The sequence below is a fragment of the Collimonas sp. genome, from assembly GCF_035566555.1.
Taxonomy (GTDB): Bacteria; Pseudomonadota; Gammaproteobacteria; order Burkholderiales; family Burkholderiaceae_D; genus Collimonas.
This window is the reverse complement of the sequence record NZ_DATMRB010000171.1, coordinates 1-13,909: the sequence shown is the minus strand read 5'-3', so window position 1 is coordinate 13,909 and position 13,909 is coordinate 1. Positions and strand designations below refer to the sequence as shown.

The 13,909-nt window shown below is 62.6% G+C and carries 15 protein-coding genes and 1 pseudogene; 4 read left to right on the top strand and 12 right to left on the bottom strand.

Annotated elements, in window-relative coordinates; all coding sequences use genetic code 11:
- A partial coding sequence (locus VNZ65_RS21225; protein WP_325672592.1) for an ABC transporter permease subunit occupies positions 1-635 on the top strand: 635 nt, incomplete at its 5' end.
- Positions 636-669: 34 nt separating this feature from the next.
- On the opposite strand, the gene VNZ65_RS21220 is transcribed toward VNZ65_RS21225, so the two are convergent.
- Positions 670-1,404, bottom strand: coding sequence for an SDR family oxidoreductase (locus VNZ65_RS21220; protein WP_325672590.1), 735 nt, complete (start codon positions 1,402-1,404; stop codon positions 670-672).
- A 194-nt stretch (positions 1,405-1,598) separates the two neighbouring features.
- Between VNZ65_RS21220 and VNZ65_RS21215 the strand changes: the two genes are divergently transcribed.
- Positions 1,599-2,537, top strand: a complete 939-nt coding sequence (locus VNZ65_RS21215; protein ID WP_325672587.1) for an AraC family transcriptional regulator — start codon at positions 1,599-1,601, stop codon at positions 2,535-2,537.
- 12 nt (positions 2,538-2,549) lie between these two features.
- Here VNZ65_RS21215 and VNZ65_RS21210 read toward each other — a convergent pair whose 3' ends face one another.
- The 8 genes from VNZ65_RS21210 to VNZ65_RS21175 all read right to left on the bottom strand — a co-directional run bounded on the left by VNZ65_RS21210 (position 2,550) and on the right by VNZ65_RS21175 (position 9,592).
- Complete coding sequence (locus tag VNZ65_RS21210; RefSeq protein WP_325672585.1) at positions 2,550-3,743, bottom strand: low temperature requirement protein A; 1,194 nt, start codon at positions 3,741-3,743, stop codon at positions 2,550-2,552.
- 97 nt (positions 3,744-3,840) lie between these two features.
- Positions 3,841-4,515: an acyl-homoserine-lactone synthase gene (locus VNZ65_RS21205; protein WP_325672583.1), complete on the bottom strand. Its 675-nt coding sequence runs from the start codon at positions 4,513-4,515 to the stop codon at positions 3,841-3,843.
- A 212-nt stretch (positions 4,516-4,727) separates the two neighbouring features.
- Positions 4,728-5,414, bottom strand: a complete 687-nt coding sequence (locus VNZ65_RS21200; RefSeq protein ID WP_325672582.1) for an autoinducer binding domain-containing protein — start codon at positions 5,412-5,414, stop codon at positions 4,728-4,730.
- A 373-nt stretch (positions 5,415-5,787) separates the two neighbouring features.
- On the bottom strand, positions 5,788-7,167 hold the full coding sequence (gene dbpA, locus VNZ65_RS21195; protein ID WP_325672580.1) for an ATP-dependent RNA helicase DbpA: 1,380 nt from the start codon (positions 7,165-7,167) through the stop codon (positions 5,788-5,790).
- 82 nt (positions 7,168-7,249) lie between these two features.
- On the bottom strand, positions 7,250-7,636 hold the full coding sequence (locus tag VNZ65_RS21190) for a VOC family protein (RefSeq protein ID WP_325672578.1): 387 nt from the start codon (positions 7,634-7,636) through the stop codon (positions 7,250-7,252).
- A 58-nt stretch (positions 7,637-7,694) separates the two neighbouring features.
- Positions 7,695-8,225: a chromate transporter gene (locus tag VNZ65_RS21185; protein ID WP_325672576.1), complete on the bottom strand. Its 531-nt coding sequence runs from the start codon at positions 8,223-8,225 to the stop codon at positions 7,695-7,697.
- Entirely contained in the window at positions 8,222-8,794 is a 573-nt protein-coding gene (locus VNZ65_RS21180; RefSeq protein ID WP_325672574.1) for a chromate transporter, read from the bottom strand. The genes VNZ65_RS21185 and VNZ65_RS21180 overlap by 4 nt, the downstream gene beginning before the upstream one ends.
- 18 nt (positions 8,795-8,812) lie before the next feature.
- Positions 8,813-9,592 carry a methyltransferase domain-containing protein gene (locus VNZ65_RS21175; RefSeq protein WP_325672572.1) on the bottom strand — a complete coding sequence of 260 codons (780 nt, stop codon included), beginning with the start codon at positions 9,590-9,592 and terminating at the stop codon, positions 8,813-8,815.
- A 181-nt stretch (positions 9,593-9,773) separates the two neighbouring features.
- Here VNZ65_RS21175 and VNZ65_RS21170 point away from each other — a divergent pair, with 181 nt between their 5' ends.
- Both VNZ65_RS21170 and VNZ65_RS21165 read left to right on the top strand, forming a co-directional pair.
- Positions 9,774-10,664, top strand: a complete 891-nt coding sequence (locus VNZ65_RS21170) for a transcriptional regulator GcvA (protein WP_325672570.1) — start codon at positions 9,774-9,776, stop codon at positions 10,662-10,664.
- Positions 10,665-10,734: 70 nt separating this feature from the next.
- Positions 10,735-12,015 (top strand): lipase family protein, encoded by a 1,281-nt coding sequence (locus VNZ65_RS21165; RefSeq protein ID WP_325672568.1) that lies wholly within the window; start codon positions 10,735-10,737, stop codon positions 12,013-12,015.
- Positions 12,016-12,069: 54 nt separating this feature from the next.
- Here the strand turns inward: VNZ65_RS21165 and VNZ65_RS21160 are convergent, their stop codons facing one another.
- From VNZ65_RS21160 to VNZ65_RS21150, 3 genes and pseudogenes are all read right to left on the bottom strand, one after another.
- Positions 12,070-12,729, bottom strand: coding sequence for a hypothetical protein (locus VNZ65_RS21160; RefSeq protein ID WP_325672566.1), 660 nt, complete (start codon positions 12,727-12,729; stop codon positions 12,070-12,072).
- Positions 12,726-13,685, bottom strand: a complete 960-nt coding sequence (locus VNZ65_RS21155; RefSeq protein WP_325672564.1) for an MlaD family protein — start codon at positions 13,683-13,685, stop codon at positions 12,726-12,728. The genes VNZ65_RS21160 and VNZ65_RS21155 overlap by 4 nt, the downstream gene beginning before the upstream one ends.
- A 9-nt stretch (positions 13,686-13,694) precedes the next feature.
- Positions 13,695-13,909: pseudogene (locus VNZ65_RS21150) on the bottom strand (ABC transporter permease); the annotation flags it as partial.

The window sequence follows — 13,909 nt, the reverse complement described above, 5'->3', positions numbered from 1 at the left end:
AGGCGGTGGCGCTCCAAGGCTTTGTCGACGCCACCCTATGGCAGCATGCCGCAACCAGCGTCACCCGCGTGTTTGCGGCGCTGCTGCTGGCGATTGTCAGTGCGGTTCCGGTCGGCATCCTGATCGGACTGAGCCGGCGCGCCAGGGCGGTGTTCGATCCCTTGATAGAGTTCTACCGGCCGATTCCGCCGCTCGCTTACCTGCCGCTGATCGTGATCTGGTTCGGCATCGGCGAGCTGTCGAAAGTGCTGCTGATCTATCTGGCGATCTTTGCGCCGCTGGCGATCGCCACCTTGCACGGCGTGCGCCGGGTCGAGCAGAACCGACTGCGGGCGGCGCAGACGCTGGGCGCAACGCGCTGGCAGCTGGTGCGGCATGTGATCCTGCCATCGGCCGTGCCCGATATCCTGACCGGCGTCCGCATTGGCCTGGGCGTCGGCTGGTCGACCCTGGTGGCGGCAGAGCTGATCGCGGCTACCCGCGGGCTTGGCTTCATGATCCAGTCGGCTGCGCAGTTCCTGGTGACCGATGTCGTCATCATGGGCATCCTGGTGATCGCCCTGATTGCGTCGACATTCGAATATGGCTTGCGCTGGCTGCAGCGCAAATACGTGCCCTGGGAAGGGCGCGCATAGGCGCGGGCCGGTTTTTCCCGGCCCGCGTTTACTCCTAGTGCGGACTAGCTGTGGGGCGCACCACGATCTCGCTGAGATCGACGTCGGCCGGCTGTTCGATGGCGAACAGTATGGTGCGCGCGACCGCTTCGGCGGAAATCGCGATCTTGCGGTAGGTTTGCATGTTCAGCCTGGCGTCGGCGTCGCTGATGCTGTCGGCCAGTTCGGATTCGGTCACGCCGGGAGAGATGACGTTGACTCGGATATTGGTAAGCTCCTGGCGCAAGCCGTCCGAAATCGCCCGTACTGCAAACTTGGTGGCGCTATATACCGCCGCGGTGGGCACCACCCGATGGCCGCCGACCGAGGCCACGTTGATGATCTGGCCGCTGCCCTGGGCTTGCATGACCGGCAACGCGGCTGCAATGCCGTACAGTACGCCCTTGATGTTGACATCCACCATGCGTTCCCATTCATCCACCTTGAGCTGCTCCAGTCTCGACAGCGGCATGACGCCGGCATTGTTGACGATGACGTCAACCCGGCCGAAGCGGCTTTTGGCGAGCGCCACGATATCCTCAAGCTGGCTGCGCTTGGTGACATCCAGGGCTTGATATTCTGCTATGCCGCCGGCGGTGCGGATCAATGCCGCCAGGGTTTCCAGGCGCTCGGTGCGGCGCGCCCCCAGCACTACCCGGGCGCCGTGCGCCGCCAGTATGCGGGCGGTGGCTTCGCCGATGCCGCTGCTGGCGCCGGTGATGATGACAACCTTATCCTTGATTCCAGGCATGTATTTCTCCTTGTGACCCCGGGCAGGAAGCGCCGGGCATGCCTGCACTGTAGGGCGTGGCAAGCGGACGGAGATAGCAGGATCCGCGCGACTTCTTGCACGATCCTCCAGATCTTGGAGTAGGCAGCGACGCACCCGAGTGAAAAATAGTAGACTCGTTCAAACACTGCAAATGGCAGGAAACGAGGTGGAAAATGACAGATTCAGAAGCAATCTCGGCGGAGCGTGTGGTGTCTTTGCAGCAAGCCGAACTGGCGCGCCTGATTGCGCAATACGCTGCCACCGATGGCGTACACCAGACAGCGATCGCGCCGCTCAACGTGGTGCGCATGTCGCAGCCCTCGGTGCCGACGCACTCCTTGCACAAGCCGGCCTTGTGCATCATCGCCCAAGGCCAGAAGCGGGCGATGCTGGCCGATGAAGTGTATGTCTACAACTCGGCCAGCTACCTGGTGGTATCGGTCGATTTGCCGGTTTCGGGCCAGGTCACGCAAGCGTCGCCGGAACTGCCGTACTTGTGCCTGCGGCTGGATCTTGATCCGAAAGAGATCGGCGAGCTGATCATGGCCACCGAACGCCGCGCCAGGAAGAGCGAGTCGCCGGCGCGCGGCATGTTTGTCAGCAAAGCCACCACCAGCCTGCTGGATGCGGTGCTGCGCCTGATGCAGTTGCTGGCGGCGCCGCAGGATATCCCGGTGCTGGCGCCGCTGGCAATGCGCGAAATCCTGTACCGGCTGTTGCAGGAGGAGCAGGGCGGCATGCTGCAGCAGATTGCCATGTCCGATAGCCAGGCGCAGCACGTGGTCAAGGCCATCGAACTGATCAAGCGCGATTACCGGCTGCCGCTGCGTATCGAAAACCTGGCGCGCGAGGCCAATATGAGCTCATCTTCGCTGCACCAGCATTTCAAGGCAGTGACGGCCATGACGCCCCTGCAATACCAGAAACAATTGCGGCTGCAAGAGGCGCGCCGCCTGTTGTTCACCGAGGTCGGCGATGCCGCCACTGCCGGCCATCTGGTCGGCTATGAAAGTCCGTCGCAGTTCAGCCGCGAGTACAACCGCATGTTTGGCGCCCCGCCGGCGCGCGATGCGGCGCGCTTGCGCAGCGCCGGCCTGGCCAGTGCGGCGTAGGCCAAGGCTGGCTTATTCGGCGCGGGCGGCGGCATGCTGTTTGGCGCCGCCGCGGCGCGAAACGCTTTCTTGTATCGCCGCCGCGATCAGTATGACGGTGGTCAGGCCGGAAATCATCAGCTGGTCGGTGAAGTAGGCGAAGGGGATCAGGGCCGCCAGCAAGCCCAGGCCGATCATGTGAGAAAACGGGAACCAGCGGTAGACCACCGTCTTGTAGATGCCGTTGCCCAGCAGGTAAACCATCGGGCCGCCGATCAGCACTGCCAGCGATTTGGTGTCGATATGGCCGGCCGGATGGGCGATCGCCAGCTCGTTGCCGACCGCCGTAACGATCACACCGGCGACGATGATCACATGGGTGTAGTGGAAGTAGGCGCCAATGCGGCCCGGATCGTTGGAGTTGACGATGGCTTCGGTGCCGGCCTGGCTGCTGGTGTCGAAGTAGATCCACCACATTGCCAGGCTGCCCAGGAACGCGACCAGGAAGGCAATCAGGGTCGGCATGTCCCAGTTGGCCATGTGGCCGATGGTGGCGCCGGTCACCAGGATCGATTCGCCCAGCGCTACGATGACGAACAGTTGGCAGCGCTCGGCCATGTGGCCGCCTTCAATGGTCCACTCCTGTGTCTTGGAGCGGCCCAGGCCGGGCAGCCACAGGCCGATCATCGGCGAGAAGTATTCGCAGGCCACCGCCGCGATCCAGAACAGCAGCCGGTATTCCGCGCTGGACCAGCCGCCGGCGATCCACAGCGCGCCCGAGATGCACAGCCAGCCCAGCATGCGCTGGAAATTCTTGCTAAGAGCGTGGTTGCGTCCAAGGTGAAGCACCACGAACAGTGTGCGGCCGATCTGCATGGCGGCGTAACACACCGCGAAAATCATCCCGCGTCCGCTAAATGCATCCGGCAGTGCCGCCGACATCACCAGGCCGACCAGCATGACGGCAAACAGCATCAGGCGGATCGGCAAGGTGTCGGGATCGAACCAGTTGGTCACCCAGCAGGTGTATTGCCATACCAGCCAGACCGCAAACCACAGCACCAGCGTTTGCAGGGCGCCTAGCGGCGTGAGATTTTCCAGCAGGTGATGGGACAGCTGGGTAACGGCAAAGACATACACCAGATCAAAGAACAGTTCGACCGACAGCACCTTGGCCTCATGGCCGTCGCGCGCCCGCAGCAAGTTGGCTTTACCCCAGATACTCATCGCTATTTCCCTTTATTGCCAGACGCCGGCGCCAGCTTTCGTCATGCACAATAAAGGATGCTTCCGCCATGTGTCAATTGCCGCGCAGCGCTCCGGATCAGGCCTCGCTGAACTCTGATTGTGCACTGCGCGTGCTGCGCCAATGTGGCTGCTCAGGCGTACGTGCGCTTGACCGGCTATTTAAAAACGGCTGCTCGCCGGCCAGGATGGGTGGGCTTTTCTGCACTTCGATCAGGCAGGCGAACAGGGCGTGGCCATCCACCTTCATCGGCGGCGCCAGGCGCTGGATGATGAAGCCGCCGCGGCGCAGCCAGCGTTCCATGCCAATCGGCGAGACCGTGACCAGGCGCTTGGCGCCGAGCCGGGCAGCGCAGGCAATCGAGGCCTGCAGCAGTTTGACGGCGATCGATGACGATACCTGGTTCAGCGCGCTGTCGTTCTTCTTGTTGAAATCCATGGCCGCAAAACGCGACAGCTCCCAGATTTCAGGATGGCATGGCGGCGCGGCGCCTTTCAGCAGCTGCGGAAACACTTCGCTCAGCAGGTATGGCTGGCGGGTCGGCAGCAGGCGGCCGCAGCCGATGACTTCCCCGTCTCCGTCCTGGGCGACGACATAGACGGTGCCGGCATGATCAAACTGATCCAGCTCCACGCCTTCTTCGGTATCCAGCTCCCAGCCCAGGGTTTCGACGAAGACCTTGTGGCGGTAGCGGCATACTTTGGCAAAAAGTTCTTCTGACAGCTCGCTGGCGGCTCCGGAAATGACTTTCATCGATGACTTCCTTCACGAAAATATATATTTATTAATTTTGGGATGCCGGGAGGGATCGGCGTAACTGTAAAGGTTGACAGTTGCGCGAAGCGGCAATAGCGAGGCAGGCATGCGGCAATCTGCATGCGCCCGCTGGCCGCCGCAAACCGCGGCAGACGAAAAAAATCCGGCCGCAGCCGGATTGTGGGGCGATGCGCTTGGCGCGCCGACGGTTACAAGATGCCGAGCATGGCAGCCTTGATCGCCGCCGCGGTTTTATTGGTCGCGTTGAGTTTTTTCAAGGTGTTCGAGATGTGGAAATTGACCGTGCGGTCGGAAATGTTCATGATCTCGCTGACCTCGCCCGAGGTCTTGCCGTCTGCCGTCCAGCGCAGCACCTCGATTTCGCGCGCGGTGAGCTGGCTGGCCGCTTCCGGCATGTGCTTCTCGACCAGCAGCAGTGACAGCCCTTCGTGCGCCACATCCACCAGCCAGGATAGCTGGTGCGAAATTTCGCGCAATTCCTTCTGCGATACATGGTCGTCAGAGCGCGACAGGTTAAGCAGGCCGCAGATTCCCCTGGCGTCATGGCGGGATTGCGCCCATCCCGCATGCAGGCCATGCGAGCGGGCGTCTTCCCAGAACGGCCGGTTGCTGGCGAGGTTCTGGTCAGACCAGATCATCGGCAGGGAAGAATTCCTGCCATGGCTGACGGTGGGGTCGATTCTGTCGTAGCGCTCCTGGTTGTAGCGCTGCTGCCAGCCCGGCGAGTAGTTGTTCAGGCTGATCACCTTGGGCTGGGCCACCGGCCATGGCAGGCGCATATCGTATGCGCAGTAATCGAAGCCAAGCCGCTTGACGATTTCCGATAATGAGTTAAATAGAATGGGCGCGGTTTTCGCGCTCAGCAGTGACTGCATTTGTTGCTCTTGCCAATCAACCATACCTGCACTCCCGTAAAAAATGTGTGTTTTTCATGGAAGGAAAGTCTTTTCTCATGCTGTAGCACCGGCAGCAGTCCTGACCGATATGGATGGTTTTATATCGGTTGCCGGACTGGATAACGGCGCTGCAACATCACTTCAGCTAGCATTTGGATGCCTTTTTTTGGCGTCAGTTGCGGTACGCGAGCCTCGGATTTCCGCGTCCGCAAAAAAGTTTCCATTAAGAAATTTAACATACTTTTATTGCCATGGACATAGGCGGGGGCCTGAGTACACATTCAAATAATGTTGTTGATATGTTTACGTTAGTCCGAAACGGGCTGCACCGGTGCTTCGTCGATGCTTGAAATCAGATGAAACGCATCTTGAAATTCTTGCCTTTGATATTGCCGTTGCTCAGTTTGGTGAAAGCTTGCTTGGCGATGCGGCGGTCGAGGGCGACATAGGTGATGAATTCAAAAACGCTGATCTTGCCGACCTGCTCCTTGCTCAGACCGACGTCGCCGGTCAGGGCGCCCAGCAGGTCGCCCGGGCGCAGCTTGTCCTTCTTGCCGCCCATGATGCACAAGGTCAGCATTGGCGCGGTCAGCGGTTCGCCATAGGCCGGCTCCAGCTCAGCCAGGTCGAACCAGGCGACCGGTCCCTGCTGGTAGTCCTCGATCAGCTTGACCCATTTCTTTTCGTTCGGCGCGCACAAGCTCAGCGCCAGTCCGCGCTCCTGGCCGCGGCCGGTGCGGCCGATGCGATGGATATGGACTTCGGTATCTTTGGAGACGTCGACGTTGATGACCGCGCCGAGGGTCTGGATATCCAGGCCGCGGGCGGCGACGTCGGTCGCCACCAGCACCGAACAGCTCTGGTTGGCGAAGCGCACCAGGATCTCGTCGCGCTCGCGCTGTTCCAGCTCGCCATACAGCGCCAGCGCGCTGAAACCCTGGGCGCGCAGCTCGTCAGCCAGTTCGCGGCAATGGATCTTGGTGTTGCAGAAGGCGATGGTCGAGACCGGTTTGTAATGGTTCAGCAATTGCGCTACAGCTGCGTTGCGGCCTTCGTAGCTGACTTCGTAGAAACGTTGTTCGATACGTCCTTCGTCATGCTGGGCCTCGACCTTGACTTCCGCCGGGTCCCTCAGGAACTCGGCGCTGGCCTTGCGGATATCGTCCGGATAGGTGGCGGAAAACAGCAGGGTCTGGCGGCGCGCCGGGCAGGCGCTGACGATGCCGGAGATTTCTTCGTAGAAGCCCATGTCGACCATGCGGTCGGCTTCGTCCAGCACCAGCGTCTGCACGGTGCCGAGATTGATGCTGCCGCGGCCGATATGGTCGCGGATGCGGCCCGGGGTGCCGACGATGATGTGCGCGCCGTGCTCCAGCGAACCGATCTGCGGTCCCATCGGCGTGCCGCCGCACAGGGTCAGGATCTTGACGTTGTCGGCAAAGCGCGCCAGCCGCCGCAATTCTTTCGCCACCTGGTCCGCCAGTTCGCGGGTCGGGCACAGCACCAGCGCCTGGATCGCAAAATAACTGGGATTGAGTTTGTGCAGGATGCCGATGCCGAAGGCGGCGGTCTTGCCGCTGCCGGTCTTGGCCTGGGCGATCAGATCGCGCCGTTCCAGGATCACCGGCAGGCTCTGCGCCTGGATGGTGGTCATGTCGTGATAGCCCAGGCTATCGAGGTTGCTGAGTAGCGCCGGCGCCAGCGGCAGGTTTGAGAATGAAGATGTTTTCATGAGGGTCGCCAGCTTAAAAAGGGGGCAAGTCTAACAGCTGCATCCATATAGGGCCAGCGCTGCCGCCTGCTTGTCAAAATAACTACTGCTCATACAGCTCAAGCGGCAGGCCGTCGGGGTCGGCAAAAAACGTGAAGCGCTTGCCGGTGAATTCGTCGATGCGGATGCTTTCCACTGCGATCTCCTTGTCGCGCAATTCCTGTACGGCGGCGGCCACGTCCGGCACCTGGAACGCCAGGTGGCGCAAGCCGCAAGCTTCCGGCCGGCTGGGACGTGCCGGCGGCGCAGGGAAGGAAAACAGCTCAAGCTGGACGCCGTCCGGCGTGCGCAGGTCGAGCTTATAGGAGTCGCGCTCGGCGCGGTAGGTTTCGGCGACGATCTCCAGGCCCAGCAATTCGATGTAAAAACGCTTGGAGCGCTGGTAGTCAGAGGCGATGATGGCGACGTGATGGATGCCGGAAATGTGCATGTGTGTTCAAGGAATAGTTAGTCCAGGTGGCATAACTATACCTCGAGCGGGGCATGGATCAATATTGCCCGATTCCGCTCAGGCCCAGCAAGGCGCCGGCCGCCAGCACCCACAGCGGATGTACCTTGCTCCTGAAGGTGATCAGCGCACAGCCGCCGGCGATCGCGGCCAGGCCCCAGGTGTGGGCCGAGGCTTCGGTGATCAGCGCGGCGCTGGCCGCCACCAGGCCGACCGTCATCGGCACCAGCCCGGCCTGGACGGTGGCGCGCCAGGGCTTATCCTTGAAGCGCTGCCACAGGTGCAGCACGATGGCGGTCAGGATCGACGACGGCCCGAACTTGGCCAGCGTCGTCACCAGCACGCCGGGCCAGCCGGCCACATGCCAGCCGACCAGCGTCACCACCATCATGTTCGGTCCCGGCGCAGCTTGCGCCAGGGCGAACATGGCGCTGAAATCCTGGGCCGACATCCAGTGATGGATATCGACCACCTGCCTTTGCATTTCCGGCAGGATGGTGTTGCCGCCGCCGAACGCCAGCAGCGACAGCTGGCTGAAGATGGCCGCGAGAGAAATCAGGTTGGCGCTCATGACGGCAGCTTCCAGGTCAGCAGCACGCTGAGCGGCGCCAGCACCAGCATGGTCGGCAGCAAGGGCAGGCGCAGCAGCGCAATGGCGAGGAAAAACAGGCCGGCGATCAGCAGCGGTACCGGTTTCTTCAACAGCGGCAGCAGCATCTTCAGGGCCATCGAGATCAGCAGGCCGGACGCGGCTGCCGCCAGGCCGGCAAACAGGTGCTGGATCTGGATGTCATGCTGGAAGTGGTGGTAGACCACGCCCAGGCCGATCACGATCAGCGTCGGCGCCGCAATCAGTCCCAACAGCGAGGCCAGGGCGCCGGCCAGACCACGGAACTGCATGCCGATCGCCACCGCCAGGTTGATGATGTTGCCGCCCGGGAGGAACTGGCAGAGGCCGAGCATTTCAGTGAATTGCTCAGGATCCAGCCAGCGCCGCTGCTCCACAATCATGCGCCGCGCCAGCGGCAGCACGCCGCCAAAGCCGATCAGGCCGAGCGAAAGAAAGCCGACGAACAATTCGCGCGTGGTGGGCGTTGCGCCGAGCGCGTCTTTGTCGTTAAGGGTTGTTTCTGTAGTCATCTTGGGCGTCAGGAGCGGTTACACATTGGCGACGATAAATAGCCGCTTGAACGGCAGCAGCGTGACGCCGTTGTCGCGTTGTGGATAGGCGCTGCGCATCGCTGCCGCATAAGCGTTCCTGAAATCTTCCCGCTGCGGTTCCGGCAACGCGTCCAGGTAAGGCCGCAAGCTAGTGCCGGCAGCCCAGTTGGCGACGGCATCTTCGCCGCTGAGGGTGTGCAGATAGGTGGTTTCCCAGATATCCAGCGTGCTGCAGTGTGGACGCAGCAGGTCGTAGTAACGTTCCGCGCTGAGGATGCCGGGTTGCGGCTGCAATTTACCCATATGCGGCGCAAATGCCGGCGCAGCGGCCAGTTCCGCCTGCACCCGGCGCAACGGCGCGTCTTGCATGGCCGGCACCTGCACGGCCAGCCAGCCGCCCGGCCGCAGAAAAGACAGCAGGCGCGGCATCAGGGTGGGGTGGTCGGGCAGCCATTGCAGCGTCGCGTTGGAGTAGATCACGTCCAGCGGGCCGTCCGCCTGCCACTGATCGAGGTCGGCGCGCAGGAAGCGACATTCCGGCACCGCGGCCGTGGCGGCTGCCAGCATGTTGGCGGAACTGTCGACGCCCAGCACGTCGGCGGCTGGCCAGCGTGCTTTCAGCAGTGCCGAAACATTGCCGGTGCCGCAGCCGAGGTCGACCACTTGCCGTGGTTCCTGTTCCGGAACATAGGCTAGCAGGTCAAGGGCAGGGCGCAGCCGCTCGTTGCCGAAGAGCATATATTGTTTTGCATCCCAGATGTCGTTGGCGGTTTTCATGTTTTCTCCTAGGATTTATCACAAGCTTGGAAATCGGGGCAATCCCGTCCGGTCCCGGGCGGAATCGATATTTGTCTCTGTAGAGGCAGTAAATATTGAATCGATAGACGCATGTTACAGAAAACCAGTGCTTCCACAAATCGACTTTTTTGCCGCTTTGTTGTGAGCTATAATCACAAGCATGTCCCGCCAACTCCCGCCTTTGCAGGCGCTGCGTGCGTTTGAAGCCGCCGCCCGCTTTGAAAATCTCTCGGCCGCCGCCGAGGAACTACATGTGACGCATGGCGCCGTCAGCCGCCAGGTCGCCGCGCTGGAAGCCTGGCTGGGCATGCCGGTATTCCACCGCATCGGCAAGCGTGTGCAATTGACCGACGATGGCCGCCGTTATCTCCTGACGGTGCAGGCGGCCTTCGATAATATCGCGGCCGCCACCAGGCTGCTGCGTGAATCCGGCACGGTGCGCGTGCTGCACATCAACTCTTTGACGACGTTTGCAATGCGCTGGCTGCTGCCGCGCCTGAGCAGTTTCCAGCGCCTGTATCCTGGGGTGGAGCTGAAGTTGTCCACTTCCACCTCGCAGCGGCCGCTGGGCGAGGCTGGCGAACGTTTCGACGTCGCGATCCGGCGCGGCCCCGGCCACTGGCCAAACTGCGAATACGGAGAATTCCTGCAAGAGAGCGAGCTGCCTGTGTGCAGTCCGGCCTTGCTGGCGCGGGCGCCGATCCGCAGCGTCGAGGATCTCGCTGCGCATACGCTGCTGCACTCGGATACGCGACCGGATGCCTGGCCAAACTGGCTGGCCAGCGCCGGCGTGGCGCCGGCCGCGTACAAGAAAAAGCAATCCTTCGATCACTTTTACCTGGCATTACAGGCTGCCATCGATGGTCTCGGCGTGGCGCTCGGACCGCTGCCGCTGATTGCCGACGAGCTGGCCAGCGGCCGCCTGCTGACGCCGTTGGCGGAGCCGGTGATCCGCACCAGGAGCTACTGGTGGATCGTGGCGCGGCAGCAGGCCGAATCGCCGCTGATCAAGCATTTCTGCGACTGGCTGCAGCAGGAGGCGCAGCGCTGAACGATAGTGATGCATAATGGCAACGGCCGTTCTGGACTCAGATAAATAATAAATCAATGAGGAGACACCCATGCGCGTTACCAGACTCAAGCTGTCATCGACCTTCCTTGCCGCTGCCTTGCTCAGCTCCCTGCTAGCCGCCTGCGGCGGCGGCAACGGCGACGGACTGACGACCCAATCGAAGACCTTCACCGCCGACGGCGGCGTCTCTTCCTTTTACCAGTGGAGCGGGACCATCCCGACAACTCCGGGCGTATTGCTGCAGCAGGAAGCCCTGCCGGCGGCGCAGGTGCTGCCCAATGCGGCGCAAGGCATCCGCATTCTCTACAGTTCCACCGACGGCGACGACGGCAAGACCGCCATCTATGTCTCCGGCGACCTGCAACTGCCGAAAGGAACGCCGCCGGCCGGCGGCTGGCCGGTGATCGCCTGGGCCCATGGCACCGTCGGCGTGGCGGATATCTGTGCGCCGTCGTGGACCGTGCGCGATCCGCGCGATGTCGATTATCTGGACGCCTGGCTGGCGCAAGGTTATGCGGTGGTGTCGTCCGACTACCAAGGCTTGGGCACGCCCGGCTTGCATCCCTATCTGCACTCCCGTGCGGAAGCCTATAGCGTGCTGGACGGCATCCGCGCCGCCATCAAGAATTTCCCGCAACTGTCGAGTTCGGTCGTCATCGTCGGCCAGTCGCAGGGCGCGCAAGGGGCCATCGCCACCGCTGGCTATGGACCAAGCTATGCGCCGGAGCTGAAGCTGCTGGGCACGGTCGCTACCGGCGTGCCGTACCAGCTGCAAAGCGTGCTGGCCTACCTGAATGCGCTGACGGCGCAGGTGCCGACCACTGGTTTCACTGCAGTGCTGGGGACGCTCGAATCCTACGCCTGGTTGGGTTATGCGACGGCGGAAAGGGTAATCCCGAATTTCCTGCTGTCCGATCACCTGACCGCCAAGGGCAAGGCGTTTTATTCGGTGGTGGCAAGCCAGTGCCTGGGGCCGATCGAGGATTACATCAACCAGAACAAGCTGGTGACCTCGGATGTGTTCAGCGCCGACGTCACCGCCTGGGCAACCCAGGTGCTGCAATATACCAATTATCCGACGGTCAAGTTTGCCGCCCCGGTGTTTGTCGGCACCGGCACGCTGGACACGGATATCCCGACAGTAGTCCAATATCTGTTCGCCAAGGACGCCTGCGCTGCCGGCAGCACTGTCGAGCAGCACTACTATGCCGGCCAGACCCACGACAGCACGGTGCTGGTCTCGCTGGCGGATTCCAAGCCGTTCGTGCAGAAACTGTTCGCTGGCCAGCCGATCACCTCGAACTGTGCCGCGCTGACACCGCCGCCCTGAGTTTGCGGAGGCTCGGATTGCCTGGGGGCGCAGCGCGCGCCCAGGCGGCAGGGGTTAGGGGCTGGGCTGAGGTAAAGGCTTGGCCACCAGGTCCATGCGCCGTTGCAGCCGGGCCAGCGCCTCGCTGTCGCCGGCTGCCTTGGCGCGCTGCGACTGTATGCCTAGCCAGGCCAGCAAGGGCCGGCGCCAGCCCTGGGCCGAAGCGGTCTCGGTGGCGGTCGCGATATCGGCCGGCGTCAGCCGCCCGCTTTTCAATAATGCACCGGCGGCCACCAGCCGCGACAGCGGATCCTGGATCTCGCCCAGCCGGCCGCTACTGACGACAGCCCGCTGCTGGGGCGGCAGCAAGGCGCTATCCAGTCCCTGCCACTGCCCGTTCAGATAGGCAGAATAGCTGCGCTCAGCGGCATCGGCATCTGCTGCCAGCGGCTGGAAGCCGGCGCAGTTGTCGAATTCCAGGCTGGCGACACGGGTGGCGCAACGCATCAGCTCGGCGCGCGCCACCAGGTCGGGACGGCCGGTGCTGGCAACGGCATCGCGGGCGCGCGCAAATTCGACGTCGGCGACGCGGCTATCTCCACTCAGATACGCCGACGAAAAACTCTGCAGGGAACTGTAGGCATTGCCTTGCCAGTCTGGCTGCGGCGGCTTGCTGCTGCAAGCCGCCAGGGTCACGGTGAGCAGGCCGAGCAGGTAGCGGGATGCAGTTGTCATGGCAGTTTGAGCTCCGTATCGCGGGCGAAAGGCCATTTGCGGTTGATTTCATCCACCAGCTGCGTCACTTTGCGCAAGCTGGCGTCAACTTCTGCACGCAGGGCGCCGAGGTCATTGCTGGCGATGCGGGCATTGCTGCCTACCGCCTGCGCTTCCGCCAGAACCGCGTCAACCTTTTTCAGGCTGGTGCGGGCGTCGCTCAGCACGCCGTTGAGCTGGACAATCGCCGCTTGCGCATCGTCCATCACGCCGGGCTTGCCGCCGGGCTGGCCAAATACGCGCTGGTCAGCCTTGGCCAGCAGGGCGTTGACGCGGTCCAGGGTGGCGACAATTTTCTTGGCGTTTTCATCGCCGCCCAGTGCGCCGCCCAGCACGCCGTACTGGCCGTTCAGGCGGCCGGTCAGGGTCTGCACGTTGGCCAGGCTGGTGTTCAGGCTGGAATCGGCTGCGGTGATGGTTTGCAGGTTTTCCAGCAATTCGCGGGCGGTTGCCACCAGCCGTGGAATTTCCGCTGCAGTATCGCCGCGCAGTACGCTGCGTTCCGAGTCCGGCGGCAGCAGCGGGTCGTCCAGCACGCCGGTGAAGGCGCGAATCCGGGTGTCGCCGACCAGGCCGCGTTCCAACGTGAAGACGCTGGAAGTGCGCAGCCAGTTGGCGTCTTTGCGCGGTACGTCGATCAGGATACGGGCCTTGCCGTCCGCGCCCAGGTCGATGCGTTGCACGCGGCCTATCGGGAAGCCGGAGAAGGTCAGGTCCATGCCTACCAGCACGCCTTCGGAATCATCCGAAATCAGCACCAGGCGCTGGGTGCTCTCGAATACGCCGCGCGCATACATCACGTACAGGACAAAGCTGCAGACCAGGGCGCCCATCAGGATCAGCAGGAGCAGCGCCTTGAGTTCGACGTGGGCCGGCTGGGGAACAGCGGGAACGGGAGATTCGGGGACTGGTGTCATGGTTTTCGATCAAATATATTTCACTGCCAGCGCCCCGACTTCAATCAGGACCAGCACGAACAGCAGGCGCGTTGCGCCCGGCTGCAAAGTAGAAGAAAGATTGATGTTGCGGCGCGCGCCTTCCAGGATGGCGGCCACCGGGATCACTGCCACGGCCATGCCGAACAGCAGGGTTTTCAGCGCGAAACCGACGGTGACTACCGGATCGAAGACGCGGCCGACGG